The following is a 20,047-nucleotide window of genomic DNA, read 5'->3' on the forward strand; positions in this document are numbered from 1 at the left end:
TTGCCTTTCACGGTCGTCGAGCGAGCGAAGCCGCTAGGCGGAGCGACGTCGAGACGTAGTGAGGTGGTGGTCGGCGGCATTGCGCGGTTTCCGCGTCTCGACGTCGGGTTCGTTCCTCGCCCTCGCTCGACGACCGTTGACCCGGCGCTATCTGGCGCATCACCTCTCGACGTCGTCGTCGACCCAGTCCAGGGACTTCGTGACCGCCTTGTGCCAGCCGCGCAGCAGCTTCCCGCGCAGCTCGGGATCGATCGTCGGGCTCCAACGCCGGTCCTCGGCCCAGTTGGCGCGGATGTCCTCCTTGCCCGACCAGAACCCGACCGCCAGTCCAGCGGCGTACGCCGCGCCGAGCGCGGTGGTCTCGGTGACCTGTGGCCGGATCACCGATACGTCCAGGATGTCGGCCTGGAACTGCATGAGCGCGTCGTTGGCGGTCATCCCGCCGTCGACCTTGAGCTCCGTCAGCGCGACGCCCTGCTCGGCGGCGTCCGCCAGCATCGCCGCCATCACGTCGGCCGTCTGGTAGGCGGTCGACTCGAGCGCGGCCCGCGCGATGTGTCCCTTGTTCACGAACCGAGTCAGCCCGACGAGCGCGCCCCGCGCGTCGCTGCGCCAGTACGGCGCGAACAGGCCGGAGAACGCCGGAACGAAGTACGCGCCGCCGTTGTCCTCGACCGTCCGCGCCAGCGCCTCCACCTGCGGCGCCGTCTCGATCAGCCCGAGGTTGTCGCGCAGCCACTGCACCAGTGATCCGGCGACCGCGATCGATCCCTCGAGGGCGTACGTCGGCGGCTCGTCGCCGAGCTGGTAGCAGAGCGTCGTCAGCAGGCCGTGCTCGCTGGTGACCGGCTCGGCGCCGGTGTTGATGAGCATGAAGCAGCCGGTCCCATAGGTGTTCTTGGCGTCGCCCGGCGTGAAGCAGGCCTGGCCGACCATCGCCGCGTGCTGGTCGCCCAGGTCCCCGGCGATCGGTACGCCGGTGAGCAGGCCGGTGCGCCGCCCCTCGCCGTACACCTCCGACGACGAGCGGATGTCCGGCAGCATCGACATCGGGATCCGCAGGTCGCGGCAGATCCCGGGGTCCCAGCGCAGGGTGCGGATGTCCATCAGCATCGTGCGCGAGGCGTTCGTGACGTCGGTGACGTGCAGCCCGTCGGTCATCAGCCAGATCAGCCACGAGTCGACCGTGCCGAACAGCAGGTCCCCGGCGTCGGCACGCTCGCGGGCGCCCTCGACGTTGTCGAGGATCCAGCTGACCTTCGGGCCCGAGAAGTACGTCGCCAGCGGCAGACCGCAGATCGGCTTGTACCGGTCGACCCCGCCGTCCGCCGCGAGCTCGTCGCAGATCCGCTGCGTGCGGGTGTCCTGCCAGACGATCGCGTTGTACACCGGCCGACCGGTGTGCCTGTCCCACACGACCGCGGTCTCGCGCTGGTTGGTGATACCGATCGCCGCGATCTGCTCCTTGTTGACCTCCGCGCGAGCGAGCGCCTGCGCGACCGCCTCGCGGACGGCGGACCAGATCTCCAGAGGGTCGTGCTCGACCCACCCGGCTCGGGGCAGGTGCTGGTGATGCTCGAGCTGTCCCACGCTGACGATCGCCCCCGCGTGGTCGAACAGGATCGCCCGCGAGCTCGTCGTCCCCTGGTCGATCGCCAGCACATACTGCTCGGTCACTCGCCGCTCCCCGCTACCCGGTGATGGGACGCCTCCCACCCTAGAGGGGCTGCACGTGCCGTTCGGGGGACAGCATGGGCACCAGGTCGGGGTGCTGCTCGCGCGCGGCCGCCGCCGACGCGTCGGTGGCTTGCTGCTCGGCGGCCAGCTCGCCGGCCACCCGGTCGCGATACGCCGCGATCTCGCGCTCGGTCTGCGCGTCCGACCAGCCCAGCAGCGGCTGCACGATCGAGGCGATCTCCGGCAGGCATGCCGCGCCGCGGTCGCGCATCTCGTAGTCCAGACGCACCCGCTTGCGCAGCACGTCCTCGAGATGCAGGGCTCCCTCATGGGTGACCGCGAAGGCGACCTCCGCCCGCAGGTAGGCCGGGGCGCCGGCCAGCGGCTGCCCGAGCGAGGGATCGGCGTCGATCATCTCCAGCAGCTGGGCGATCTCGTCGCCGTACCGACCGAGCAGGTGATCGACGCGTTCGGCGTCCCACCCGCGCTCGCGGGCGATGCGCGGGCCGTTGGCCACCGCTCCGGCGTACCGGGCGGCACCGACCAGCGGGATCTTCTCGGTCAGGCACGGGCGGTCCTTCAACGCGTCCTTGCCGTCTATCTGGCTGATCGCGAAGTCCACGGCGTCCTCGGCCATCACCCGGTACGTCGTGAGCTTGCCGCCGGCGATGGCGCACACGCCCGGGGCCACCTCGCTCACGGTGTGCTCCCGGCTGACCTTCGTCGAGGTCGCGGAGTCCTTCGCCTTCGGCTGCAGCAGCGGCCGGAGTCCGGCGTACACGCCGATGATGTCGGCGCGGCCGAGTGGGTTGGTGAGCACCTCGTTGGCGTGCTCGAGCACGTAATCGATGTCCTCGGCGGTGGCCACCGGATGCTCCAGGCCCTCGGTCCACGGAGTGTCGGTGGTGCCGATGATCCAGTACCGCTCCCACGGGATGATGAACAGCACCGACTTCTCGGTGCGCACGAAGATGCCGGTGGTGCCGTCGATGGCCTCACGCGGGACGACGATGTGGATGCCCTTGGAGGCCAGCACCTCCAGGCCGTGCTCGGCGCCGGTCAGCTGCTGGGTCCGGTCGGTCCAGACGCCGGTGGCGAGGACGACGTACCGAGCCTTGACCGCGTAGTCCCTGCCGCCTTCCAGGTCGCGCAGGCTGGCCCCGGTGACCGTCCCGTCGGCGTCCTTCGTGAAGCCCGTGACCTGGGTGCGGCTCGCGGCGAGGGCGCCGAAGCCGGCTGCGGTACGCACCAGGTCGATGACGAGACGGGCGTCGTCCACCCGCGCGTCGTAGAACCGGATCGCGCCGGCGAGCGCGTCGTCCTTCATGCCGGGGAAGAGCTCCTTGGCGCCCTCTCGCGAGTAGTGCTTCTGGCCCGGCACGACCCGCCGGCCGCGCGCGCCGATCTGGGCGAGGACGTCGTACATCCCGACGCCGACCGCGCTGTAGGTGCGTTCGATGACCGGATTCTTCAGCGGCCACAGGAACGGCTGCGGCTTGACCAGGTGCGGCGCGGTGCGATCGAGCAGCAGCCCGCGTTCTCGCAGCGCCTCGGCGACCAGCGCGATGTCGAAGTTGTACAGGTACCGCAGGCCGCCGTGGATGAGCTTGCTCGACCAGGCCGACGTGCCGCCGGCCCAGTCCTGCGCCTCGACGACCGCCACCCGCAGTCCGCGCGCGGCCGCATCGAGGGCGATGCCCGCGCCCGTCACTCCGCCGCCGACCACGAGCAGGTCGACGCCCGCGTCGTCGCACATCGCGCGCAGCGCGCGCTCGCGGGACGCAGCCGTGAGGGCAGAGCTGGACAAGGGCAGACCTCTTTCCGATCGCGTGGAAGCCAGGCGCACTCCCCATGGTGCCACTGCAGGCGCACGTCGGTCCCGGTTATGGGGTGGCGAAAGGCCCGGCAGGCGAACCTGCCGGGCCTTCGCGCCGGATCCGACCGGCGGCGCGCACGGGTCAGCCGAGCGCGGCGACCGCTGCGTCGTAGTCGGGCTCGGTGGTGATCTCGGGAACCAACTGGCTGTGCAGGACGGTGCCGTCGGTGTCGACGACGACGACCGAGCGGGCCAGCAGCCCGCGCATCGCGCCGTCGGTCATCGTCACGCCGAACCGCTGGCCGAAGTCGTCGCGGAACGCCGACGCGGCGATCACGTTGTCGATGCCCTCGGCGCCGCAGAACCGGCTGAGCGCGAACGGCAGGTCCGCCGAGACGTTGACGACCGCGGTGTTGTCCAGGCCCGCGGCGAGCTCGTTGAACTTGCGGACGCTCGCCGCGCAGACGCCGGTGTCGACGCTCGGGAAGATGTTGAGGACGACGCGCTTGCCCTGCGTCGAGTCGGAGCTGACCTCCGAGAGGTCGGAGCCGGTGAGTGTGTAGGTGGGAGCCTTGCTGCCCTGAGCAGGAAGCTCGCCGACAGTGTGAACGGGGTTGCCCCGGAGAGCGGTGGTTGCCATGCGTACTTTGCTACCACAACCCTTGCCTCCGCGGTGCACGGCGGGGATAGCCTGCTCGCATGGCCAACATCGAGGACTACGCACTCATCGGCGACCGGCACACCGCCGCGCTGGTCTCCCGCGAAGGATCCATCGACTGGCTGTGCCTGCCCCGTTTCGACTCCCCGGCCGCATTCGCGGCGCTGGTCGGCGATCCCGACAACGGGCGGTGGCTGATCGGTCCCATGGGCGACGACATCACCAGCACGCGACGGTACGTCGACGACTCGATGGTCCTGGAGACGACGCACCGCACGCCGAGCGGCGTGGTCCGCGTCTACGACTCGATGCCGTTCGGCGACGGCCGGCACGACGTCGTCCGGCGCATCGAAGGCGTCGAGGGCACCGTGCGCCTCAAGCACGAGTGGGTGGTCCGCTTCACCTACGGCAAGGTGATGCCCTGGGTCTCCCGGTGGCGGGACTACAGCGACTACGGGTGCGACGAGATCTTGGTCGCGGTGGCCGGCCCGGACCGGCTGACCCTGCGCGGCCCGCACCTGCCGAAGGCCGCCGACCGGCGGCACTGCGACGAGTTCGACGTCCACGCCGGTGACGTCCTCGTCTTCGAGACGACCTATACGCCGTCGTACCGGCCGATCCCGTTGCCGATCGACATCCGCAGCCGCGTGCAGCGCAACCTGCGCGAGTACTCCTCGTGGATCAAGCCGCTGAAGTACGACGGGCCGTACGTCGCCGCGGTCCGCAGGTCGCTGCTGACCCTCCGCGCCCTCACCCACGAGGCCACGGGCGGCATCGTGGCGGCGCCCACGACATCGCTGCCCGAGGACATCGGAGGCGAGCGCAACTGGGATTACCGGTATTGCTGGCTTCGCGACGCCGCGCTCACCCTCGAGGCGCTGCTGATGGCGGACTTCGCCGACGCCGCCCTCGCCTGGCGCGACTGGCTCGTGCGAGCGGTCGCGGGCGATCCGCAGGACGTGCAGATCATGTACACCGTCGACGGCGGCCGCGAGCTGCCCGAGCGCGAGCTGGACTACCTCTCCGGCTACGAGGACTCGCGACCGGTGCGGGTGGGCAACGGCGCGGTCGATCAACGCCAGGCCGACGTCCTCGGCGAGGTCATGATCGCGCTCGCGATGATGCGCGACGTCGGGGCGGACCCGGAGCCCGAGCACGCCTGGCAGGTCCAGCGAGCGCTGATCAACAATCTCTGCGACACCTGGAAGGAACCCGACAACGGGCTGTGGGAGATCCGCGGCCCCAAGCGCTACTTCACGCACTCGCGGGTCATGGTGTGGGCCGCCCTCGACCGCGCGATCTCCGGCGTGGAGCACCACGGCATGCACAGCGACGTCGACCGCTGGAAGGAGACGCGAGAGGCGGTGCGCGCGGAGATCATGGAGCACGGCTTCAGCTCCGAGCGCGGCTGCTTCACACAGCACTACGAGACGACCGAGGTCGACTCCTCGCTGTTGCTCATGGCGGACGTCGGGTTCATCGATCCGCACGACGAGCGCTACATCGCCACCGTGCAAGCGATCGAGCACGACCTCCTGCAGAACGGGCTCTTGCTGCGCTACCGCACGCAGTCCGGCGTCGACGGCCTCAGCGGCGACGAGTCGCCGTTCCTGGCCTGCTCGTTCTGGCTCGTCTCCGCGTACGCGCTGATCGGCCGGCTCGACGACGCCCACGCGTTGATGAGTCGCCTGGTCGGCCTGTGCAACGACGTCGGGCTGCTGTCGGAGGAGTACGACACGAAGGCGCAGCGCCAGATCGGCAACTTCCCTCAGGCGTTCTCGCACCTCGCGCTCGTGGTCGCCGCCTATGCGATCGAATCGGCGGAGCAGGACGCCGAGGGCGGCGACCAGGCCGCGCCACGTCCCCGACGCGGCAAGTGAGGCCTCAGCCCGCGTCGCGGAGGGTTGCCGGCAGTCGCGCGGGGTCGCCCGGCGGCCACTCGCGGGGGTCGTCGTTCGCGCCGGCCAGCAGCGCGATCTGGTCGGCGAACCATGGCGACACGGCCCGCCGCCCGGTGAGGACGTCGTCGCGCAGCCCGGGCCAGCTCACCCACTCCAGCGAGCACACCTCGGACGGGTCGGGGCGCGGCGCGCCGCGCCCGGTCGCGAGCAGCACGGGGCACAGCTCGTTCTCGACCACCCCGCGCAGCTCGGCGCGGTAGCGGAAGTCCGGCAGCAGGAGCCGCACATCGCCGAGCTCCAGGCCCAGCTCGTGCGCCGCGCGGCGACGTACGGCGCTCTCGAGCGGCTCCCCGGGCGCCGGGTGGCCGCAGAACGCATTGGTCAGCACCCCGCCGAAGGTCTTGCCGGCCGCCCGGGTGGTCAGCAGCATCCGCCCCGCCGGATCCACGACATAGCAGGAGAAGCCGAGATGCAACGGCGTCCGGTCGGTGTGCACCGTCGCCTTCGGCACCGCGCCGAGGGCGCGGCCCGCGTCGTCCACCAGCACCACCTGCTCGATGTCCGAGCCGTCCGCGGCGGTCACGAGGCCGGCTCCCGGACAGGGTCCGGCACAACGAGCGACCCGGCCAGCCAGCGGTCGACGGCGTCCTCCGCCTCGCGGCCGGTGATCTGGTGCAGCAGCAGGTGCACCGCCAGCCCGTCCAGCAGGGCGTGCAGTGAGATCGCGACGGCGCCGACGGAGCCGGTGGCCAGCCGGCCGTCCGCGGCGAAGCCGGTCAGCGTCTCGACGAGGAACGAGTGCAGGTCGTCGTACAGCAGGGCCTTCTGCGCCGGGCCCTGGCCGGTGACCGCCGCGCCGACGAACGCCAGCCAGGTCTCGAGGTAGGCGCGCGTGTCGGCGGTCAGCGGAAGCGTCGCGAGCAGGGCGGTCCGGAAGTCCTGCACCGCGTCACCGGTCACGGGCCGCGACTCGATGAAGCGGCGCGCCTCGGCGGCGACCTGACCGGCGGCGAACTCGAGGATCGCCTCTCGGGTCGGCAGATAGTGCCGGACGGCGCCGCTCGACCACCCGCTGCGCTCGGCCAGTGCCCTGATGGTGACCGCCTCGATCCCGTCGGTGCGGATGATCGACCACACCGACGTCGCGAGCTCGCGACGCCGTTCTTCGTGGTCGACGATCCGCGGCATGACCTATGTCTTAGCACGGAATCGCTTCGAGACCGCCCAAACGTGCTAAAACAGACAGGACATCTATTTAGCACGAATGAGCGATAACGGAGGGAGAGGGCATGAACCCCTGGTTGGCGCTGCTGATCGCGGGCGCGTTCGAGGTCGGCTTCACGACCTGCCTGAAGCTCGGGCAGCGGCACAAGGCCTGGATCTGGGGCTTCGTCGGCTGCGCGATCGTCAGCTTCGGCCTCCTGTCGGTAGCCCTGCAGGAGATCCCGGTGGGCACCGCCTACGCCGTCTGGACGGGGATCGGCGCGGTCGGCACGGTGCTGGTCGGCGGCCTGGCGTTCAAGGAGCGGCTCAGCGCGAGGGTCGTGCTGATCGTCGCGGTCGTGGTGGCGCTCATCGTCGGCCTCAAGCTGACGGGGGAGTGACGTGACCGCACCGAAGGCGCTCGCCGGCCACCCCCGTCGCTCGGGGTGGCTGTGGATCCTGGTCGCCGGACTCTTCGAGGTCGGGTTCACGGTCGCGCTGAAGCTGCAGCAGCAGGATGCCCGCTTCGGCGTGCTGTTCGGGGCGTGCGCGATCGCCAGCTTCGCGTGCCTCTCGCGCGGCATCAGGACGATCCCGCTGAGCATCGGGTACGCGGTGTGGACCGGCATCGGCAGCGTCGGGGCGGTCGCGGTCGGTATCGCGGCGTTCGGCGACCCGGCGAGCCTGCTGCGGATCGGGCTGGTGGCCGGCCTGATCGTCGCGCTCGTCGCGCTGAAGCTCGCCGGCGCCCACGGTGAACCCGCTCGCGATGAGCCGGACGCCGGTGTGGATGCGCGGCTAGAGTCGGAGGCTCGTGGGTGAGTGCTCGGACCGTTCACCGGTGCCGACGCTGATCGCTCGGCCTCGCCCGCCCGCACCCGATCTCGTGGAGGACGGATGAAGCTCAGCATCGATCGCACGGTCGCCTCGCGCCGAAGCACCCAGGACACCTTCGACTACCTGCTCGACTTCCGCAACGCCGAGGAGTGGGACGCCGGCACGGTGTCGTGCGTCCGGCTCAGCGGTGACGGCTCGGAGGGCACGCGGTACCTGAACCGGTCCAAGTTCGCCGGACGCGAGGTCGAGCTGCAGTACGTCGTGACGGGGGTCGACCGGCCCGGGACGAGCTTCCAGATCGTCGGCTCGACCGGCTCGACGACGAGCACCGACGACATCCGCGTCTCGCCGGCCGACGGTGGCTCCTCGGTGCGCTACCGGGCGACCTTCGAGTTCCCGACCGCCTTCGCGCCGCTCTATCCGCTGCTCGTGCTGCTGCTGAAGCGGCTGGGCGACAAGACGGCGGACCGGCTCGCCGAAGTGCTCGGACGACCCGCCTGACCGGCGTCCGGACGGACCCGATGACGACGAAGGTGGCCGGCGGTGGATCATGACGTGACGATCGTCGGTGCCGGCCTCGCCGGGCTCAGCGCGGCCGTCGCCCTGACGCGGCGCGGGTACGACGTCGTTGTGCTGGAGCAGGAGCCCGTCGTCGGCGGCCGGGTCCGCACCGACGACGTCGACGGCTACCAGCTCGATCGCGGCTTCCAGATCCTCAACTCCGCCTACCCCGCCGTACGGCGGATGGTCGACCTGCCGGCGCTGCGCTGCCACCGCTTCGACTCGGGCATGCTGGTCCGCCGCGACGGCCGGCTGGTCACCCTCGCACACCCGGTGCGGCACCCGGCACTGCTGCCGCCGACCCTGCGCAGCGGACTGCTCCAGCCCCGCGACGTGATCGCGGCGGTCCGCTGGCTGGCGCCGGTGCTGGCCGCTCCCCGACGGGTCGTCGCGGGCCCCGATCGCACGCTGCGCGCGGCGTGGGACCGCGCCGGGCTGCGCGGGCGGCTGCGGTCGCAGGCGCTCGAGCCGTTCCTGGCCGGTGTCCTGGCCGAGGACGACCTCGCGACCTCCGACGCCTTCGTCCGCCTCCTGATGCGGATGTTCGTCCTCGGTCGGCCGCTGCTGCCCGAGCGCGGGATGCGGGCGTTGCCGCAGCAGCTCGCCGAGCGCCTGGGAGACGCTCGCGTGCACCTCGACTGCCAGGTGACCGGTATCGACGACACCGCGTCGGGCGACGGGGTCGTGCTGCGCTGCGCCGACCGGGCGCCGGTGCGCAGCCGAGCCGTCCTCGTGGCCACCGGACCGCGTGCCGCGGCACGGCTCACCGGCGCGCCGTCGGTACCGACGAAGGGGCTGACGACCTGGTGGTTCGGCGCTGCCGTCGCGCCGTCATCGAGCCGGCTGATCGCGGTCGACGGGACCCGCTCCGGCCCGCTCGTGAACACCGCGGTCGTGAGCAACGTCGCGCCGGGATACGCGCCTCGCGGGCGGCACCTCGTCCAGGCCAGCGCGCTGCTGCGGCCCAGGACCGAGGTCTCGGAGGCCCAGGCTCGCGCGCACGCTGCGCGCATCTGGGGCACGGCGACCGACGACTGGGAGCTGATCACGCGGCACGACATCCCCGACGCCCTGCCGGAGCAACCGGCACCGTTGCGCGTCACGTCCGCGACCCGCTGGGGCCCGCGTCGGTACGTCGCCGGCGACCATCGCGACACGGCGTCGATCCAGGGCGCCCTCGTCTCCGGGCAACGTGCCGCGGCATCGATCGTCGAGGACCTTCGAAGCAGCTGAGCGGCCGGCGACGCTCAGTCCGCGGCACGCTCGCGGGAGCGATCCGGCGCGGGGTCGAGGGAGTCGGGCGCGGCGTCCCGCGAGTCGGCCACGACGTACCCCATCGACGACCCGTCCCGCTGGATGGGGTGCGACTCGACCGACGGTTCCTGCTCGGGCGAGGTCGGCAGGCTCCCGGTCTCGACCAGCTGGCGGGCGACCTGGGCGAGCTTGGTGTTCTCGTGGGAGGAGACCCGCCGCAGGACGTTGAACGACTGGTCCAGGCTGAGCTGGTAGCGCTCCATCAGCATGCCCTGCGCGATGCCGATCGTGTGCCGGGTGCTCAACGCGTTCTCCAGGCCACTGACGACGCGCGACGCGGCGAGCGCGCTGGAGGCGTGCACGCCGAACATGAGCGCGACCTCGACAGTCTCCCGATCGGCGAACCGGCCGCGCTGGAGGCTGTAGAGATTGAGGGCACCGGTGCGGCGCTCCTCGGTCTTCAGCGCGACGCTCAGCACCGACAGCACACCGAGGTCCGCCGCCTCCGCGCCCCAGCGCGGCCAGCGGCCATCGGTGTCGAGATCGCCGCTGCGCACCCACTCCTCGCGCTCGGCCGTCTCGACGGCGGCGCCCTCGAGCAGGTCGTACTGGTGCTGGTCGACTTGACGCGCGATGTCGGACGTGGCGCCGAGCGTGGCGAAACCGGCACGGCGTGACGCGTTCAGCGTCACGCTCGCCAGCTGCGCGTCCGGGATCACCTCCACCGCGAGAGAGACGATCGAGTCGACCGTCAGGTCCTCGTCGGTGTCCCGGTGGAGCCGGGCGGCGATCTCCGCCATGCGCAGACCGTCAGGGCCGTCCATTACGTGTCCTCCACGTCGCCGCGACCTGTGATGGGCGTCTGCTCCGCCCGGTGGCCGGCTGATGGCAACGGTGCAATAGAAATACCATTCGCGCGACGGTGGATCGCACAGGGTGAGCCGATTTCCGGCCCGCACCCATCCGCGGCCGGGCCGGTTACGAATACGCTGGCAAGGGTTCGTTCGACCGCCGTTATCTCTGGATTGTGGAGCACAGATGCCTGCTACGCCCCCCGGACGCCGCGAGGCGCAGACTCGCGACACCACTCCTCGTCGGTGGCGCCGCGGGGTGCTCGGAGCGCTGGTGATTCTCGGGTGGCTGGCGATCGCCGGGATCGGTGGACCGACCATGGGCAAGCTGTCCCAGGTGTCCACCAACGACGCCTCGGCGTTCTTGCCGGCGTCCGCCGAGTCGGTCCGCGCGAGCGAGAAGCTCCGTGAGCTCGACGACTCGGGAGCGCTGCCGGCGCTCGTGACGGTTCTCGATGCCGAAGCGCAGAAGGCCGCCTTCGGAGGAGCGCCGCCGGCCGGTCCGCCCGGTGCGGCGTACGCCGCGCAGATCGTCGGCAAGGTGACGGTCGACGGGACCCCGCTCACCGAGCTGCTCGCCGCCAACCAGCCGTCGCTCGCGCTGCCGGCGAACGACGGATCGGGCGTGCTGCTGATCATTCCGCTGGACTCCTCGAAGATGGCGCAGCTCATCGACGGCGAGAAGACGTATCTGGAAGCCACCGTTGCGGCGTTGCGTGCCCAGGTCCCGGACGCGACCGGCGCGCAGACGGTGCACGTCACCGGACCGGCCGGGTACGCGACCGATCTCGGCGCGGCGTTCGGCGGCATCGACGGCCTGCTGCTGCTGGTCACCCTCGGCGTCGTGCTGCTGATCCTGCTGGTCGTCTACCGGTCGGTGATCCTGCCGTTCCTCGTGCTGTTCTCCTCGGTGACCGGTCTCGCGCTCGCCGGGCTGATCGTGTACCTGCTGGCGAAGGCCGACATCATCGTGCTGAACGGCCAGTCCCAGGGCATCCTGTCGATCCTCGTCATCGGCGCGGCCACCGACTACAGCCTGCTGCTGGTCTCCCGCTACCGCGAGGAGCTGGAGAAGCACGACCGGCCGTTCGACGCGATCAAGGCCGCGTGGCGGGCGTGCGTCGAGCCGATCGCGGCCTCCGCGGGCACCGTTATCGCGGGCCTGCTGTGCCTGCTGCTGTCGGACCTCAACTCCAACCGCGGTCTCGGCCCGGTCGGGGCCATCGGCATCGTCGCATCCGTGGCGGTGTCGCTGACCTTCCTCCCGGCGCTGCTGATGCTCGGCCGCTGGGTGTTCTGGCCGCGCATCTCGCACGCCGGCGAGCACCGCGCGGAGTCCCACGGCGTGTGGACGCGCATCGCGGGCAGCGTCGAGCGGAACCCGCGGCGGATCTGGATCACCGTGGGCGCCGTCCTGATCGCCTTCTGCTTCGCCGTCCCCACTTTCAAGGCCGAGGGCACCGCGGACGCCGACGTGTTCCTCACCAAGGTGGACGCCGTCGACGGACAGCGCGCGCTGCAGGAGCACTTCGACGCCGGAGCCGCCGACCCGCTGCGCGTGGTCATCGCCGCGGACAAGGCGCCCGAGCTGGTCGACAAGCTCGGCGGCACGAACGGCGTCGCGAGCGCCACCGTCGGCCAGGGTCAGACGGACGACGGCCGCACCGAGGTCGTGGTCGTGCCCACCGATCCCGACAAGGCGCAGCAATTGGTGGAGCCGGTGCGCGACGTCGCGCATGCCGTCGATCGGGACGCCCTGGTCGGGGGCGATCCGGCCGTCAAGTACGACACGAAGGAGACGTCGCAGCAGGATCTGCGGATCATCATCCCGATCGTGCTCACCGTGGTGCTCGTCATCCTGATGATGCTGCTGCGGGCGGTGGTCGCCCCGCTGATGCTGATCGTGGCGACGGTGGTCTCGTTCGGGACCGCGCTCGGTGTCTCGGCGCTGCTGTTCAACCACGTCTTCGACTTCCCCGGATCGGACCCCGCGGTACCGCTCATCGGCTTCATCTTCCTGGTGGCGCTCGGGGTCGACTACTCGATCTTCCTCATGACGCGCGCCCGCGAGGAGGTGGGCCGCCTCGGCCCGCGTGCGGGCGTGACGCGGGCGCTCACGGTCACCGGCGGCGTGATCACCAGCGCCGGTGTGGTGCTCGCGGCGACGTTCGGGACGCTCGCGGTCATCCCGCTGCTGTTCCTCGCCCAGCTGGCATTCGTGGTGGCCTTCGGGGTCCTGCTCGACACCCTGATCGTGCGCACCCTGCTGGTGCCGGCGCTGGCGATCGACGCCGGGCGCTTCACGTGGTGGCCGTCGAAGCTCTCCCACCGCACGCCAGCGCAGGACGCCGCCCCCGAAGAACGCGAGCTGGTCGACCGGTAGGCCGCGCGGCCGCTGCGGGATCGCGGTGTACCGAGCGAGCGTTCGGCGTCCGCTACGGTACGGATGGCGCAGGACGTGGCGCGCCCACCGAGCGGAGGCCTCATGAGCGAGCTGTTGTTTTCCGGACTGAAGGTGATCGACTGCGGCAGCTACATCGCCGCGCCGGCGGCGACGATGATCCTGGCCGACCTCGGCGCGGACGTCGTGAAGATCGAGCCACTGGGCGCCGGTGACCCCTACCGGCAGGTCCACCGGCTACCGGGGAATCCGGCGGCCGACCTCGACTACGGGAGCCTGCTGGACAACCGCGGCAAGCGCGGCCTGGCGATCGACCTGGCCGGGGACGACGGCCGCGACGTGCTGCGTCGCCTCGTCACCGCGGCCGACGTCTTCGTCACCAACTACCCGATCGCGGCGCGTGGACGTCTCGGCATCGACGAGGCATCGCTCGTCGCGCTGAACGAGCGGCTGATCTACGGCTCGTTCACGGCGTACGGCGAGAAGGGCGAGGAGGCGACGAAGCCGGGCTTCGACACCACCGCGTACTGGAGCCGCTCGGGGCTGATGGACCAGGTGCGCACCGACGGCGCCGCGGTGCCGGCGCGGTCGGTCGCGGGAATGGGCGACCACCCGTCCGCGATGAGCATGTACGCCGGGATCGTCACCGCACTGCTACAGCGCGAGCGCACCGGCAAGGGCACCGTGGTCCGCTCGTCGCTGCTGGCGAACGGGTTGTGGGCGAACGGCTTCCTTGGAACCGCGGCGTTGAACGCCGCCCCGTTCACGCCGCGGCCGCCGCGTGAGGAGGCGATGAACGCGCTGACCTGTCACTACCGGTGCGCCGACGACGCGTGGATCGTGCTCGCCGTGCTGAACGAGGAGCGGCAGTGGCCGCTGCTGGCGGACGGCCTCGGGCTGAGCCACCTCAAGGACGATCCCCGCTTCCTGACCAAGCCCGACCGGCTGGCGAGCTCGCGCGAGCTGGTGGCGTGCTTCGACGAGGCGTTCGGCGCGCGGCCGCGGGCGCACTGGGTGGAGGTGCTGCGGGCCGCAGGCATCGTCTTCGAGATGGTCGCGACGCCGCAGGACATCCACGACGACCTGCAGGCGCGGACTAACGGGTACGTCGTCGACTATCCGGCGCTGCCCGGTGTGCGGTCCGTGGCGACCCCGTTCTTCGTCGACGGCGTGCCGACCGCGCCGGCGTCGCCGCCCCCGTCGCCGGGGCAGCACACTGCCGAGCTGCTCGCCGAGCTCGGCTACGCCGACGCGGACATAGCCCGGATGCGCGCCACCGGCACCATCGCCTGACCCCGTTCCTACCGCCGCTGAACCGCCTCAGAGGTGCGCCGAGCGCGCGACGTCTCGACGTCGGGCTCGTTCCTCGCCCTCGCTCTACGTCTCGACGTCGGGCTCGTTCCTCGCCCTCGCTCGACGACCGTGAAGAGCCGGCCCGCCCCCCGACGGTCATCGAGACGCCCACCGGTCACCGAGCGGCCTCCAACGGTCGCCGCCCCCCCCCGATGGTCGTCGAGCGAGCGGAGCCGCTAGGCGCAGCGACGTCGAGACGCCGTGGGTCGCTGGTTCACCGCCACCACCGACCGGCCCCCGCGCGACGACCGGAAAGAGCCGGCCCGCCCCCCGACGGTCGGGCCCCTCAGTGGTCGTCGAGCGAGCGGAGCCGCTAGGCGCAGCGACGTCGAGACGCCGTGGGTCGCTGGTTCACCGCCACCACGGACCGGCCGCCGCGCAACGACCGCCTGATCACTCGCCGGACCACGGCGAGCGGGGACGCTCCTGCGGGACGCCGTCCACGCTGATGTCCACGCGCTCGTTGTAGAAGCAGACGAGGTCCTTGACCGGGACGGCGTAGTTGTCGGGCTCCTCGTAGCTCCACGCGACGTCGTCGACCCGGGTGCCACCGACGTCGGCCGACCAGTACCGGGCGCGCCCCTTGTAGGCGCAGATCGACGTCGAGTCGGACGGCGTCAGCAGGTCCATGCGGACGTCGTCGCGTGGTAGGTAGTAGCGCGTCGGCAGGTAGGTCTCGAAGAGCATCACCGAGCGGGTCGAGTCGGCGACCGTCTCGCCGGCGATCTGCACGGTGATCCGCCGCGAGCTGCGCCGCGTATCGACGGTCTTGAACGGATCACGTGGATGGCCTACCAGGACCTCGTCCTCCTCCCGCCACTCGTCGAAGGCCGCGAAGTCGACGATCACGTAGCCGTCGAAGTCGCCGTCGCCGGGTTGGAACGCAGCGTCGGCGAGCGTTGCGGTGGCCGTCCGGACGTCGTACGTCGTCCCCGCCGTGGTGTGCATGCGGAAGCCGGTCCGCGGGTCGAGCACCGGCGGACCGTCGCCCATTCGCACGGCGCGTTCGGCGCCGCCGGCACCCTCGGCGGCCGGTGCACCCTCGACCAGGGAGCCGGCGAGGTCCTCGATCGGGACGGCGTACGACGGGACGACGCGGCGTGGTTCCCACACGATCCGGGCCCGCGTCGTGTCGATCACCGGCCGGCCGCCGGCGAACGCCTGAATGCGCTTCGCCTCGGGATGCCAGCGCAGCTGCGGGAGGGCGGCGAACTCGTGATCGGCGAACCGAAGTGCCATTCCCCGACTGTCCTCCGCGTGCAGCGGCCGGTCAACAACCGCCGCGCCGTGGAGCGGTCCTCCCTCACGGTGGCCGAGCCGTGATTCGACGAACTGTCGGCTTGCGGCGTCTCGACGTCGCTCCGCCTATCGGCTCCGCTCGCTCGACGACCGTTGTTTGCCCTGTCGACGTCGTTACCGGCGAGACGTAGCTACCGCAGCGGGCCCGCCCCGGGTGTCGAGGCCCCCGCAGCGGTCGTTGACGTGCGTGGTAGCCTTGCTCGTCGTAGTCACGGGCAAGTGGCGGAATGGCAGACGCGCTGGCTTCAGGTGCCAGTGTCCGCAAGGACGTGGGGGTTCAAGTCCCCCCTTGCCCACCACCTAACCGCTCGAGCGACAGCTCGGGCGGTTCTTGGTTTCTGCGATCGCAGTCGATCACCGGCGGCCGGCGGCGTGGGTAAGGTGGCCGCTGTGCCCGCCTCCGACCTGATCGTCGTCTCCGCCACGCGCGCCGAGGCGAAGTACGTGCCCCCTGGCCTGCGGCTGCTCATCTGCGGGATCGGCAAGACCGACGCCGCCATCGCCGTCACGCGGGCTGTTCTCGAGGTGGGGCCGACGGCGCGGGTCATCAACATCGGCACGGCGGGCGCGCTCCGTCCTGACGTCAGCGGGCTGTACCTGCCCTCGGTCGTGCGCATGCACGATGTGAGTGCCGCGGCGCTGCGCTCGATGGGCTACGACATCGTCGACGAGGTGGCCATCGAGGACGGCGACGGCAGCACCCTCGCCACCGGCGACAGCTTCATCTCCGACGCGGTCGTGCGCGACATCCTGGCGCGCGAGGCGCACATGGTCGACATGGAGGGCTTCGCGATCGCCCGGGCCTGCGCGCAGCTCGGCGTCCCGGTGCGCCTGGTCAAGCACATCAGCGACCAGGCCGACGAGTCGGCGATGAACTGGCCGCAGCTGGTCGATCGCAGCGCGCGAGCCCTCGGCGACTGGCTCCGCGACAACGTCGGCTGAGCGAGCCGACCCGAGCCCGCTGCTCGACGGTTCCGGCTGTCGGTCCTCGGCAGTAGCGTGACTCGTGGCAGGCAAGCAAGCAGGAACGGAGCGAACCATGGCCATCAATTTCAGCGCGTACCTCGCCTTCTCGGGTGAGACTCCCGAGGCCCTCGAGTTCTACAAGTCGGTGTTCGGCGGCACGGTCGACCTGAACAAGTTCGGCGAGATGGGCGCCGGAGCGGGCTTCGACCCGGACGCCATCATGCACGGACAGCTGACCACCGACGCCGGCTGGACCCTCATGGCCGCCGACTCCACCAAGCCCGGTGACGAGCTCGTCCGCGGTGGATCCACCCTCACCCTCTGGGGCGACGAGCACGAGACGATGGAGCAGCAGTTCAAGAAGCTGGCCGAGGGCGGCACCATCGGCACCCCGCTGGAGAAGCAGATGTGGGGAGCGGTGTACGGCGACCTCACCGACAAGTTCGGCATCACCTGGTCGTTCAACATCGGCTAGCGGTGCGCCGACCGGCGAGGCACTAGGCCTGCGGCAGCCGTCCGGTCCTGGCCACGCGCGACGGCGGCGGCACGACGGGTCCGATGTCGCCGTCCGGTGCCTCGTCGAGGTCCACGATCACCGGCGCGTGATCGCTCGGCCGGGTCCCCTTGCGGGCCTGGCGATCGACCCACGCCGCGCGCACGCGCTCGGCGACCGGGTCCGAGGCCAGCACGAGGTCGATGCGCATGCCCAGGTCCTTGTGGAACATGCCGCCGCGGTAGTCCCAGTACGTGAAGACGCGGCTGTCGGGCCACCGCTCGCGGACGACGTCCCGCAGGCCCGCGTCATGCAGCCGGACCAGGGCGGCCCGCTCCGGTCCGGTCACGTGCGTGTGCCCGACGTACGCCGCCGGGTCGAAGACGTCCTGGTCGGCCGGCGCGATGTTGACGTCCCCGCACACCACCTGCGCGGCGGGCCCGGCGGCGACCACTGCGCGCAACGCCTCGAGCCACTCCAGCTTGTAGCGGTAGTGTTCCGAGTCCGGCGTCCGTCCGTTGGGCACGTAGACCGAGCGGACGACGACGTCCGCACAGGTCGCCGACACCATCCGGGCCTCTTGCCCCGGGAACCCGGGGCCGCCGGGCAGACCGGCGATGACGTCCGACAGGCCGACCCGCGACAGGATCGCCACCCCGTTCCACTGCGCCTGGCCGTGCGCCGCGATCTGGTAGCCACGCGCCGTCAGCTCGTCGCCGAGCAGCTCGTGGAACGCCTCCTCGGTCACCTTCAGCTCCTGCAGGCAGACGACGTCCGGGCCCCGCTCGTCCAGCCACGGCAGCAGCCGATCGACGCGTTGCTTGACTGAGTTGACGTTCCAGGTCGCGATCCGCACCCGCCCACCGTATGCCGCCCCCCGGAGTCGGCGCGCGCTCCCTGAGGCGGGGCGCCCGCGGCCGCGACGCGCCCGGCGGTTGACAAGCAGCGGCCGGGCGTCGATGTTCGAGGTACTGACCGACGACCCGGAGGCATCGCGATGAGCACGGAGAACGACGGCCCGAACGCCGATCTGCGCACCCGCAGCAGCACGCTGTACGACGGCAACTCCCGGGCCGCGGCCCGCGCGATGATGAAGGGCATCGGGTTCACCGACGACGATTTGCGCAAGCCCATCATCGGCATCGCGAACACCTGGATCGAGACGATGCCGTGCAACTTCAACCTGCGCGGGTTGGCCGAGAAGGTCAAGCAGGGCGTGCGCGCGGCCGGCGGTACGCCGATGGAGTTCAACACGATCGCGATCTCCGACGGCGTCACGATGGGCACCGAGGGCATGAAGACGTCCCTGGTCTCGCGGGAGGTCATCGCGGACTCCCTCGAGCTGGTCGGCCGCGGCCACATGTTCGACGCCATCATCGGCCTCGGGGCCTGCGACAAGACGCTGCCCGGGCTCGCCCTCGGGCTCGTCCGCCTCGACGTGCCCAGCGTCCTGCTGTACGGCGGATCCATCATGCCGGGGCACTACAAGGGCCGCGAGCTGACGGTGCAGTCGGTGTACGAGGCGATCGGCGCCGAGGCGGCCGGCAAGATCGACACCGCCGAGCTGCGCGAGATCGAGAACCGCGCCTGCCCCGGCGCCGGCGCCTGCGGCGGCCAGTACACCGCCAACACCATGGCCATGTCGATGGAGTTCCTCGGGCTCTCGCCGATCGGCACGGCGTCACCGCCGGCCGAGGACCCGCGCAAGGAGGACATCGGCACCCGGATCGGCGAGCTGATCATCGACGTCCTGCGTCGCGACTACCGGCCCAGCCAGGTGCTCACGAAGACGGCGTTCGAAAACGCGATCGCCGGCGTCGCGGCGTCCGGCGGCTCCACGAACGCCGTCCTGCACCTGCTCGCCATCGCCCGCGAGGTCGGTGTCGAGCTCAGCATCGACGACTTCGACGCGATCTCGCGCAGGACGCCGCTGATCTGCAACCTGATGCCGAGCGGGCAGTACGCCGCCGCCGACCTCGACAGGGCCGGCGGCATCCAGCTCGTCTGCCGGCGGCTGATCGAGAGCGGGCACATCGACGGCAGCAGCCCGACGCCGTCCGGCCGCACCCTCGCCGAGGAGGCCGCCGAGGCCGTGGAGACCCCCGGCCAGGACGTGGTCCGCAGCGTCGACAACCCGATCAAGGCGACCGGCGGCATCCACGTGCTGAAGGGGAATCTCGCCCCGGACGGTTGCGTGGTCAAGCTCTTCGGCTACGAGCCGACGACGATGTCCGGCCCCGCCCGGGTGTTCGAGAGCGCGCAGGAGGCCACCGACGCCGTGCTGCACACCAAGATCGTCGCGGGCGACATCGTGGTCATCCGCAACGAGGGCCCGAAGGGCGGCCCCGGCATGCAGGAGATGCTCGGGATCACCGCTGCCCTGGTGGGGCAGGGCCTGGGCGACTCGGTCGGGCTGATGACCGACGGCCGGTTCAGCGGTGCCACCCGCGGGCTGATGATCGGCCACGTCGCGCCCGAGGCCTTCGTCGGCGGCCCGATCGCGGCCATCCGCGAGGGCGACACGATCACCATCGACGTCCCGAACCGGACGCTGACCCTCGAGGTCCCCGACGACGAGATCGCGGCGCGCCTGGCCGACCGCGAGCCGCCCCAGCCGCGCTACCGCACCGGCGTGCTGGCGAAGTACGCCGCCCATGTGCGGCAGGCGGACGACGGCGCCACGACGCTCCTGGACTGACCGGCTCCCGCCGACCGCCCGAGGTAACCGGGCCCGTCCGGAAACCGTCGCCCTGGCGGCTCGCTGTCCACTCCGGGTG

At 71.2% G+C, this 20,047-nt stretch carries 18 protein-coding genes and 1 tRNA gene; 11 read left to right on the forward strand and 8 right to left on the reverse strand.

From position 1 onward, the window contains the following. Positions 1-159 precede the first annotated feature (159 nt). The 3 genes from glpK to tpx form a co-directional block, all read right to left on the reverse strand. Positions 160-1,677, reverse strand: a complete 1,518-nt coding sequence (gene glpK, locus F8A92_RS00105) for a glycerol kinase GlpK (protein ID WP_153502557.1) — start codon at positions 1,675-1,677, stop codon at positions 160-162. A gap of 40 nt (positions 1,678-1,717) precedes the next feature. Further along, a complete protein-coding gene (locus F8A92_RS00110) occupies positions 1,718-3,484 on the reverse strand; it encodes a glycerol-3-phosphate dehydrogenase/oxidase (RefSeq protein ID WP_228389071.1) in 1,767 nt (588 codons plus the stop codon). 151 nt (positions 3,485-3,635) lie between these two features. Beyond that, on the reverse strand, positions 3,636-4,133 hold the full coding sequence (gene tpx / locus F8A92_RS00115; RefSeq protein WP_153502558.1) for a thiol peroxidase: 498 nt from the start codon (positions 4,131-4,133) through the stop codon (positions 3,636-3,638). Positions 4,134-4,192: 59 nt separating this feature from the next. On the opposite strand from tpx, the gene F8A92_RS00120 reads away from it, so the two are divergent. Then, the gene (locus F8A92_RS00120) at positions 4,193-6,031 is read left to right on the forward strand and encodes a glycoside hydrolase family 15 protein (RefSeq protein WP_153502559.1); all 1,839 of its coding nucleotides are present in this window, start codon (positions 4,193-4,195) and stop codon (positions 6,029-6,031) included. 4 nt (positions 6,032-6,035) lie between these two features. Here the strand turns inward: F8A92_RS00120 and idi are convergent, their stop codons facing one another. Both idi and F8A92_RS00130 read right to left on the reverse strand, forming a co-directional pair. Further along, positions 6,036-6,635, reverse strand: coding sequence for an isopentenyl-diphosphate Delta-isomerase (gene idi, locus F8A92_RS00125; protein WP_228389072.1), 600 nt, complete (start codon positions 6,633-6,635; stop codon positions 6,036-6,038). Beyond that, positions 6,632-7,240 (reverse strand): TetR/AcrR family transcriptional regulator, encoded by a 609-nt coding sequence (locus F8A92_RS00130; protein WP_153502560.1) that lies wholly within the window; start codon positions 7,238-7,240, stop codon positions 6,632-6,634. Before F8A92_RS00130 ends, idi begins: the two co-directional genes overlap by 4 nt. Before the next feature lie 101 nt (positions 7,241-7,341). Between F8A92_RS00130 and F8A92_RS00135 the strand changes: the two genes are divergently transcribed. The 4 genes from F8A92_RS00135 (at position 7,342) to F8A92_RS00150 (ending at position 9,886) form a co-directional block, all read left to right on the forward strand. After that, positions 7,342-7,656 carry a DMT family transporter gene (locus tag F8A92_RS00135; protein ID WP_153502561.1) on the forward strand — a complete coding sequence of 105 codons (315 nt, stop codon included), beginning with the start codon at positions 7,342-7,344 and terminating at the stop codon, positions 7,654-7,656. 1 nt (position 7,657) lies between these two features. Continuing rightward, positions 7,658-8,077 carry a DMT family transporter gene (locus F8A92_RS00140; protein WP_153502562.1) on the forward strand — a complete coding sequence of 140 codons (420 nt, stop codon included), beginning with the start codon at positions 7,658-7,660 and terminating at the stop codon, positions 8,075-8,077. 75 nt (positions 8,078-8,152) lie between these two features. Next, on the forward strand, positions 8,153-8,593 hold the full coding sequence (locus F8A92_RS00145; RefSeq protein ID WP_153502563.1) for an SRPBCC family protein: 441 nt from the start codon (positions 8,153-8,155) through the stop codon (positions 8,591-8,593). 42 nt (positions 8,594-8,635) lie between these two features. Next, positions 8,636-9,886, forward strand: a complete 1,251-nt coding sequence (locus F8A92_RS00150) for an NAD(P)/FAD-dependent oxidoreductase (protein WP_153502564.1) — start codon at positions 8,636-8,638, stop codon at positions 9,884-9,886. Positions 9,887-9,900: 14 nt separating this feature from the next. On the opposite strand, the gene F8A92_RS00155 is transcribed toward F8A92_RS00150, so the two are convergent. Beyond that, positions 9,901-10,731, reverse strand: coding sequence for a GAF and ANTAR domain-containing protein (locus F8A92_RS00155; RefSeq protein ID WP_194291290.1), 831 nt, complete (start codon positions 10,729-10,731; stop codon positions 9,901-9,903). Between the two features lie 214 nt (positions 10,732-10,945). Between F8A92_RS00155 and F8A92_RS00160 the strand changes: the two genes are divergently transcribed. Together F8A92_RS00160 and F8A92_RS00165 are read left to right on the forward strand one after the other, a co-directional pair. Beyond that, the gene (locus tag F8A92_RS00160; protein ID WP_153502566.1) at positions 10,946-13,141 is read left to right on the forward strand and encodes an MMPL family transporter; all 2,196 of its coding nucleotides are present in this window, start codon (positions 10,946-10,948) and stop codon (positions 13,139-13,141) included. 102 nt (positions 13,142-13,243) lie between these two features. Beyond that, positions 13,244-14,452, forward strand: a complete 1,209-nt coding sequence (locus tag F8A92_RS00165) for a CaiB/BaiF CoA transferase family protein (RefSeq protein ID WP_153502567.1) — start codon at positions 13,244-13,246, stop codon at positions 14,450-14,452. Positions 14,453-14,905: 453 nt separating this feature from the next. Here F8A92_RS00165 and F8A92_RS00170 read toward each other — a convergent pair whose 3' ends face one another. Then, positions 14,906-15,751, reverse strand: a complete 846-nt coding sequence (locus tag F8A92_RS00170; RefSeq protein ID WP_153502568.1) for a DUF427 domain-containing protein — start codon at positions 15,749-15,751, stop codon at positions 14,906-14,908. 273 nt (positions 15,752-16,024) lie between these two features. On the opposite strand from F8A92_RS00170, the gene F8A92_RS00175 reads away from it, so the two are divergent. From F8A92_RS00175 to F8A92_RS00185, 3 genes are all read left to right on the forward strand, one after another. Continuing rightward, a tRNA-Leu gene (locus F8A92_RS00175) sits at positions 16,025-16,110 on the forward strand. Positions 16,111-16,201: 91 nt separating this feature from the next. Continuing rightward, on the forward strand, positions 16,202-16,753 hold the full coding sequence (locus F8A92_RS00180; RefSeq protein WP_153502569.1) for a nucleosidase: 552 nt from the start codon (positions 16,202-16,204) through the stop codon (positions 16,751-16,753). Between the two features lie 97 nt (positions 16,754-16,850). Continuing rightward, positions 16,851-17,252, forward strand: a complete 402-nt coding sequence (locus F8A92_RS00185) for a VOC family protein (protein WP_153502570.1) — start codon at positions 16,851-16,853, stop codon at positions 17,250-17,252. A gap of 22 nt (positions 17,253-17,274) precedes the next feature. Here F8A92_RS00185 and F8A92_RS00190 read toward each other — a convergent pair whose 3' ends face one another. Further along, on the reverse strand, positions 17,275-18,126 hold the full coding sequence (locus tag F8A92_RS00190; protein WP_153502571.1) for an exodeoxyribonuclease III: 852 nt from the start codon (positions 18,124-18,126) through the stop codon (positions 17,275-17,277). 141 nt (positions 18,127-18,267) lie between these two features. On the opposite strand from F8A92_RS00190, the gene ilvD reads away from it, so the two are divergent. Continuing rightward, positions 18,268-19,968 carry a dihydroxy-acid dehydratase gene (gene ilvD, locus F8A92_RS00195; protein WP_153502572.1) on the forward strand — a complete coding sequence of 567 codons (1,701 nt, stop codon included), beginning with the start codon at positions 18,268-18,270 and terminating at the stop codon, positions 19,966-19,968. The last annotated feature ends 79 nt before the right edge of the window (positions 19,969-20,047 follow it).

It is taken from the genome of Cumulibacter manganitolerans (assembly GCF_009602465.1).
Lineage (GTDB): Bacteria > Actinomycetota > Actinomycetes > Mycobacteriales > Antricoccaceae > Cumulibacter > Cumulibacter manganitolerans.

Bases quoted from the DNA above. Each gene is read 5' to 3' on its own strand.
- tpx (WP_153502558.1), bottom strand. From the start codon at position 4,133: ATGGCAACCACCGCTCTCCGGGGCAACCCCGTTCACACTGTCGGCGAG.
- F8A92_RS00120 (WP_153502559.1), top strand. From the start codon at position 4,193: ATGGCCAACATCGAGGACTACGCACTCATCGGCGACCGGCACACCGCC.
- F8A92_RS00130 (WP_153502560.1), bottom strand. From the start codon at position 7,240: ATGCCGCGGATCGTCGACCACGAAGAACGGCGTCGCGAGCTCGCGACG.
- F8A92_RS00135 (WP_153502561.1), top strand. From the start codon at position 7,342: ATGAACCCCTGGTTGGCGCTGCTGATCGCGGGCGCGTTCGAGGTCGGC.
- F8A92_RS00145 (WP_153502563.1), top strand. From the start codon at position 8,153: ATGAAGCTCAGCATCGATCGCACGGTCGCCTCGCGCCGAAGCACCCAG.
- F8A92_RS00155 (WP_194291290.1), bottom strand. From the start codon at position 10,731: ATGGACGGCCCTGACGGTCTGCGCATGGCGGAGATCGCCGCCCGGCTC.
- F8A92_RS00160 (WP_153502566.1), top strand. From the start codon at position 10,946: ATGCCTGCTACGCCCCCCGGACGCCGCGAGGCGCAGACTCGCGACACC.
- F8A92_RS00165 (WP_153502567.1), top strand. From the start codon at position 13,244: ATGAGCGAGCTGTTGTTTTCCGGACTGAAGGTGATCGACTGCGGCAGC.
- F8A92_RS00170 (WP_153502568.1), bottom strand. From the start codon at position 15,751: ATGGCACTTCGGTTCGCCGATCACGAGTTCGCCGCCCTCCCGCAGCTG.
- F8A92_RS00185 (WP_153502570.1), top strand. From the start codon at position 16,851: ATGGCCATCAATTTCAGCGCGTACCTCGCCTTCTCGGGTGAGACTCCC.
- ilvD (WP_153502572.1), top strand. From the start codon at position 18,268: ATGAGCACGGAGAACGACGGCCCGAACGCCGATCTGCGCACCCGCAGC.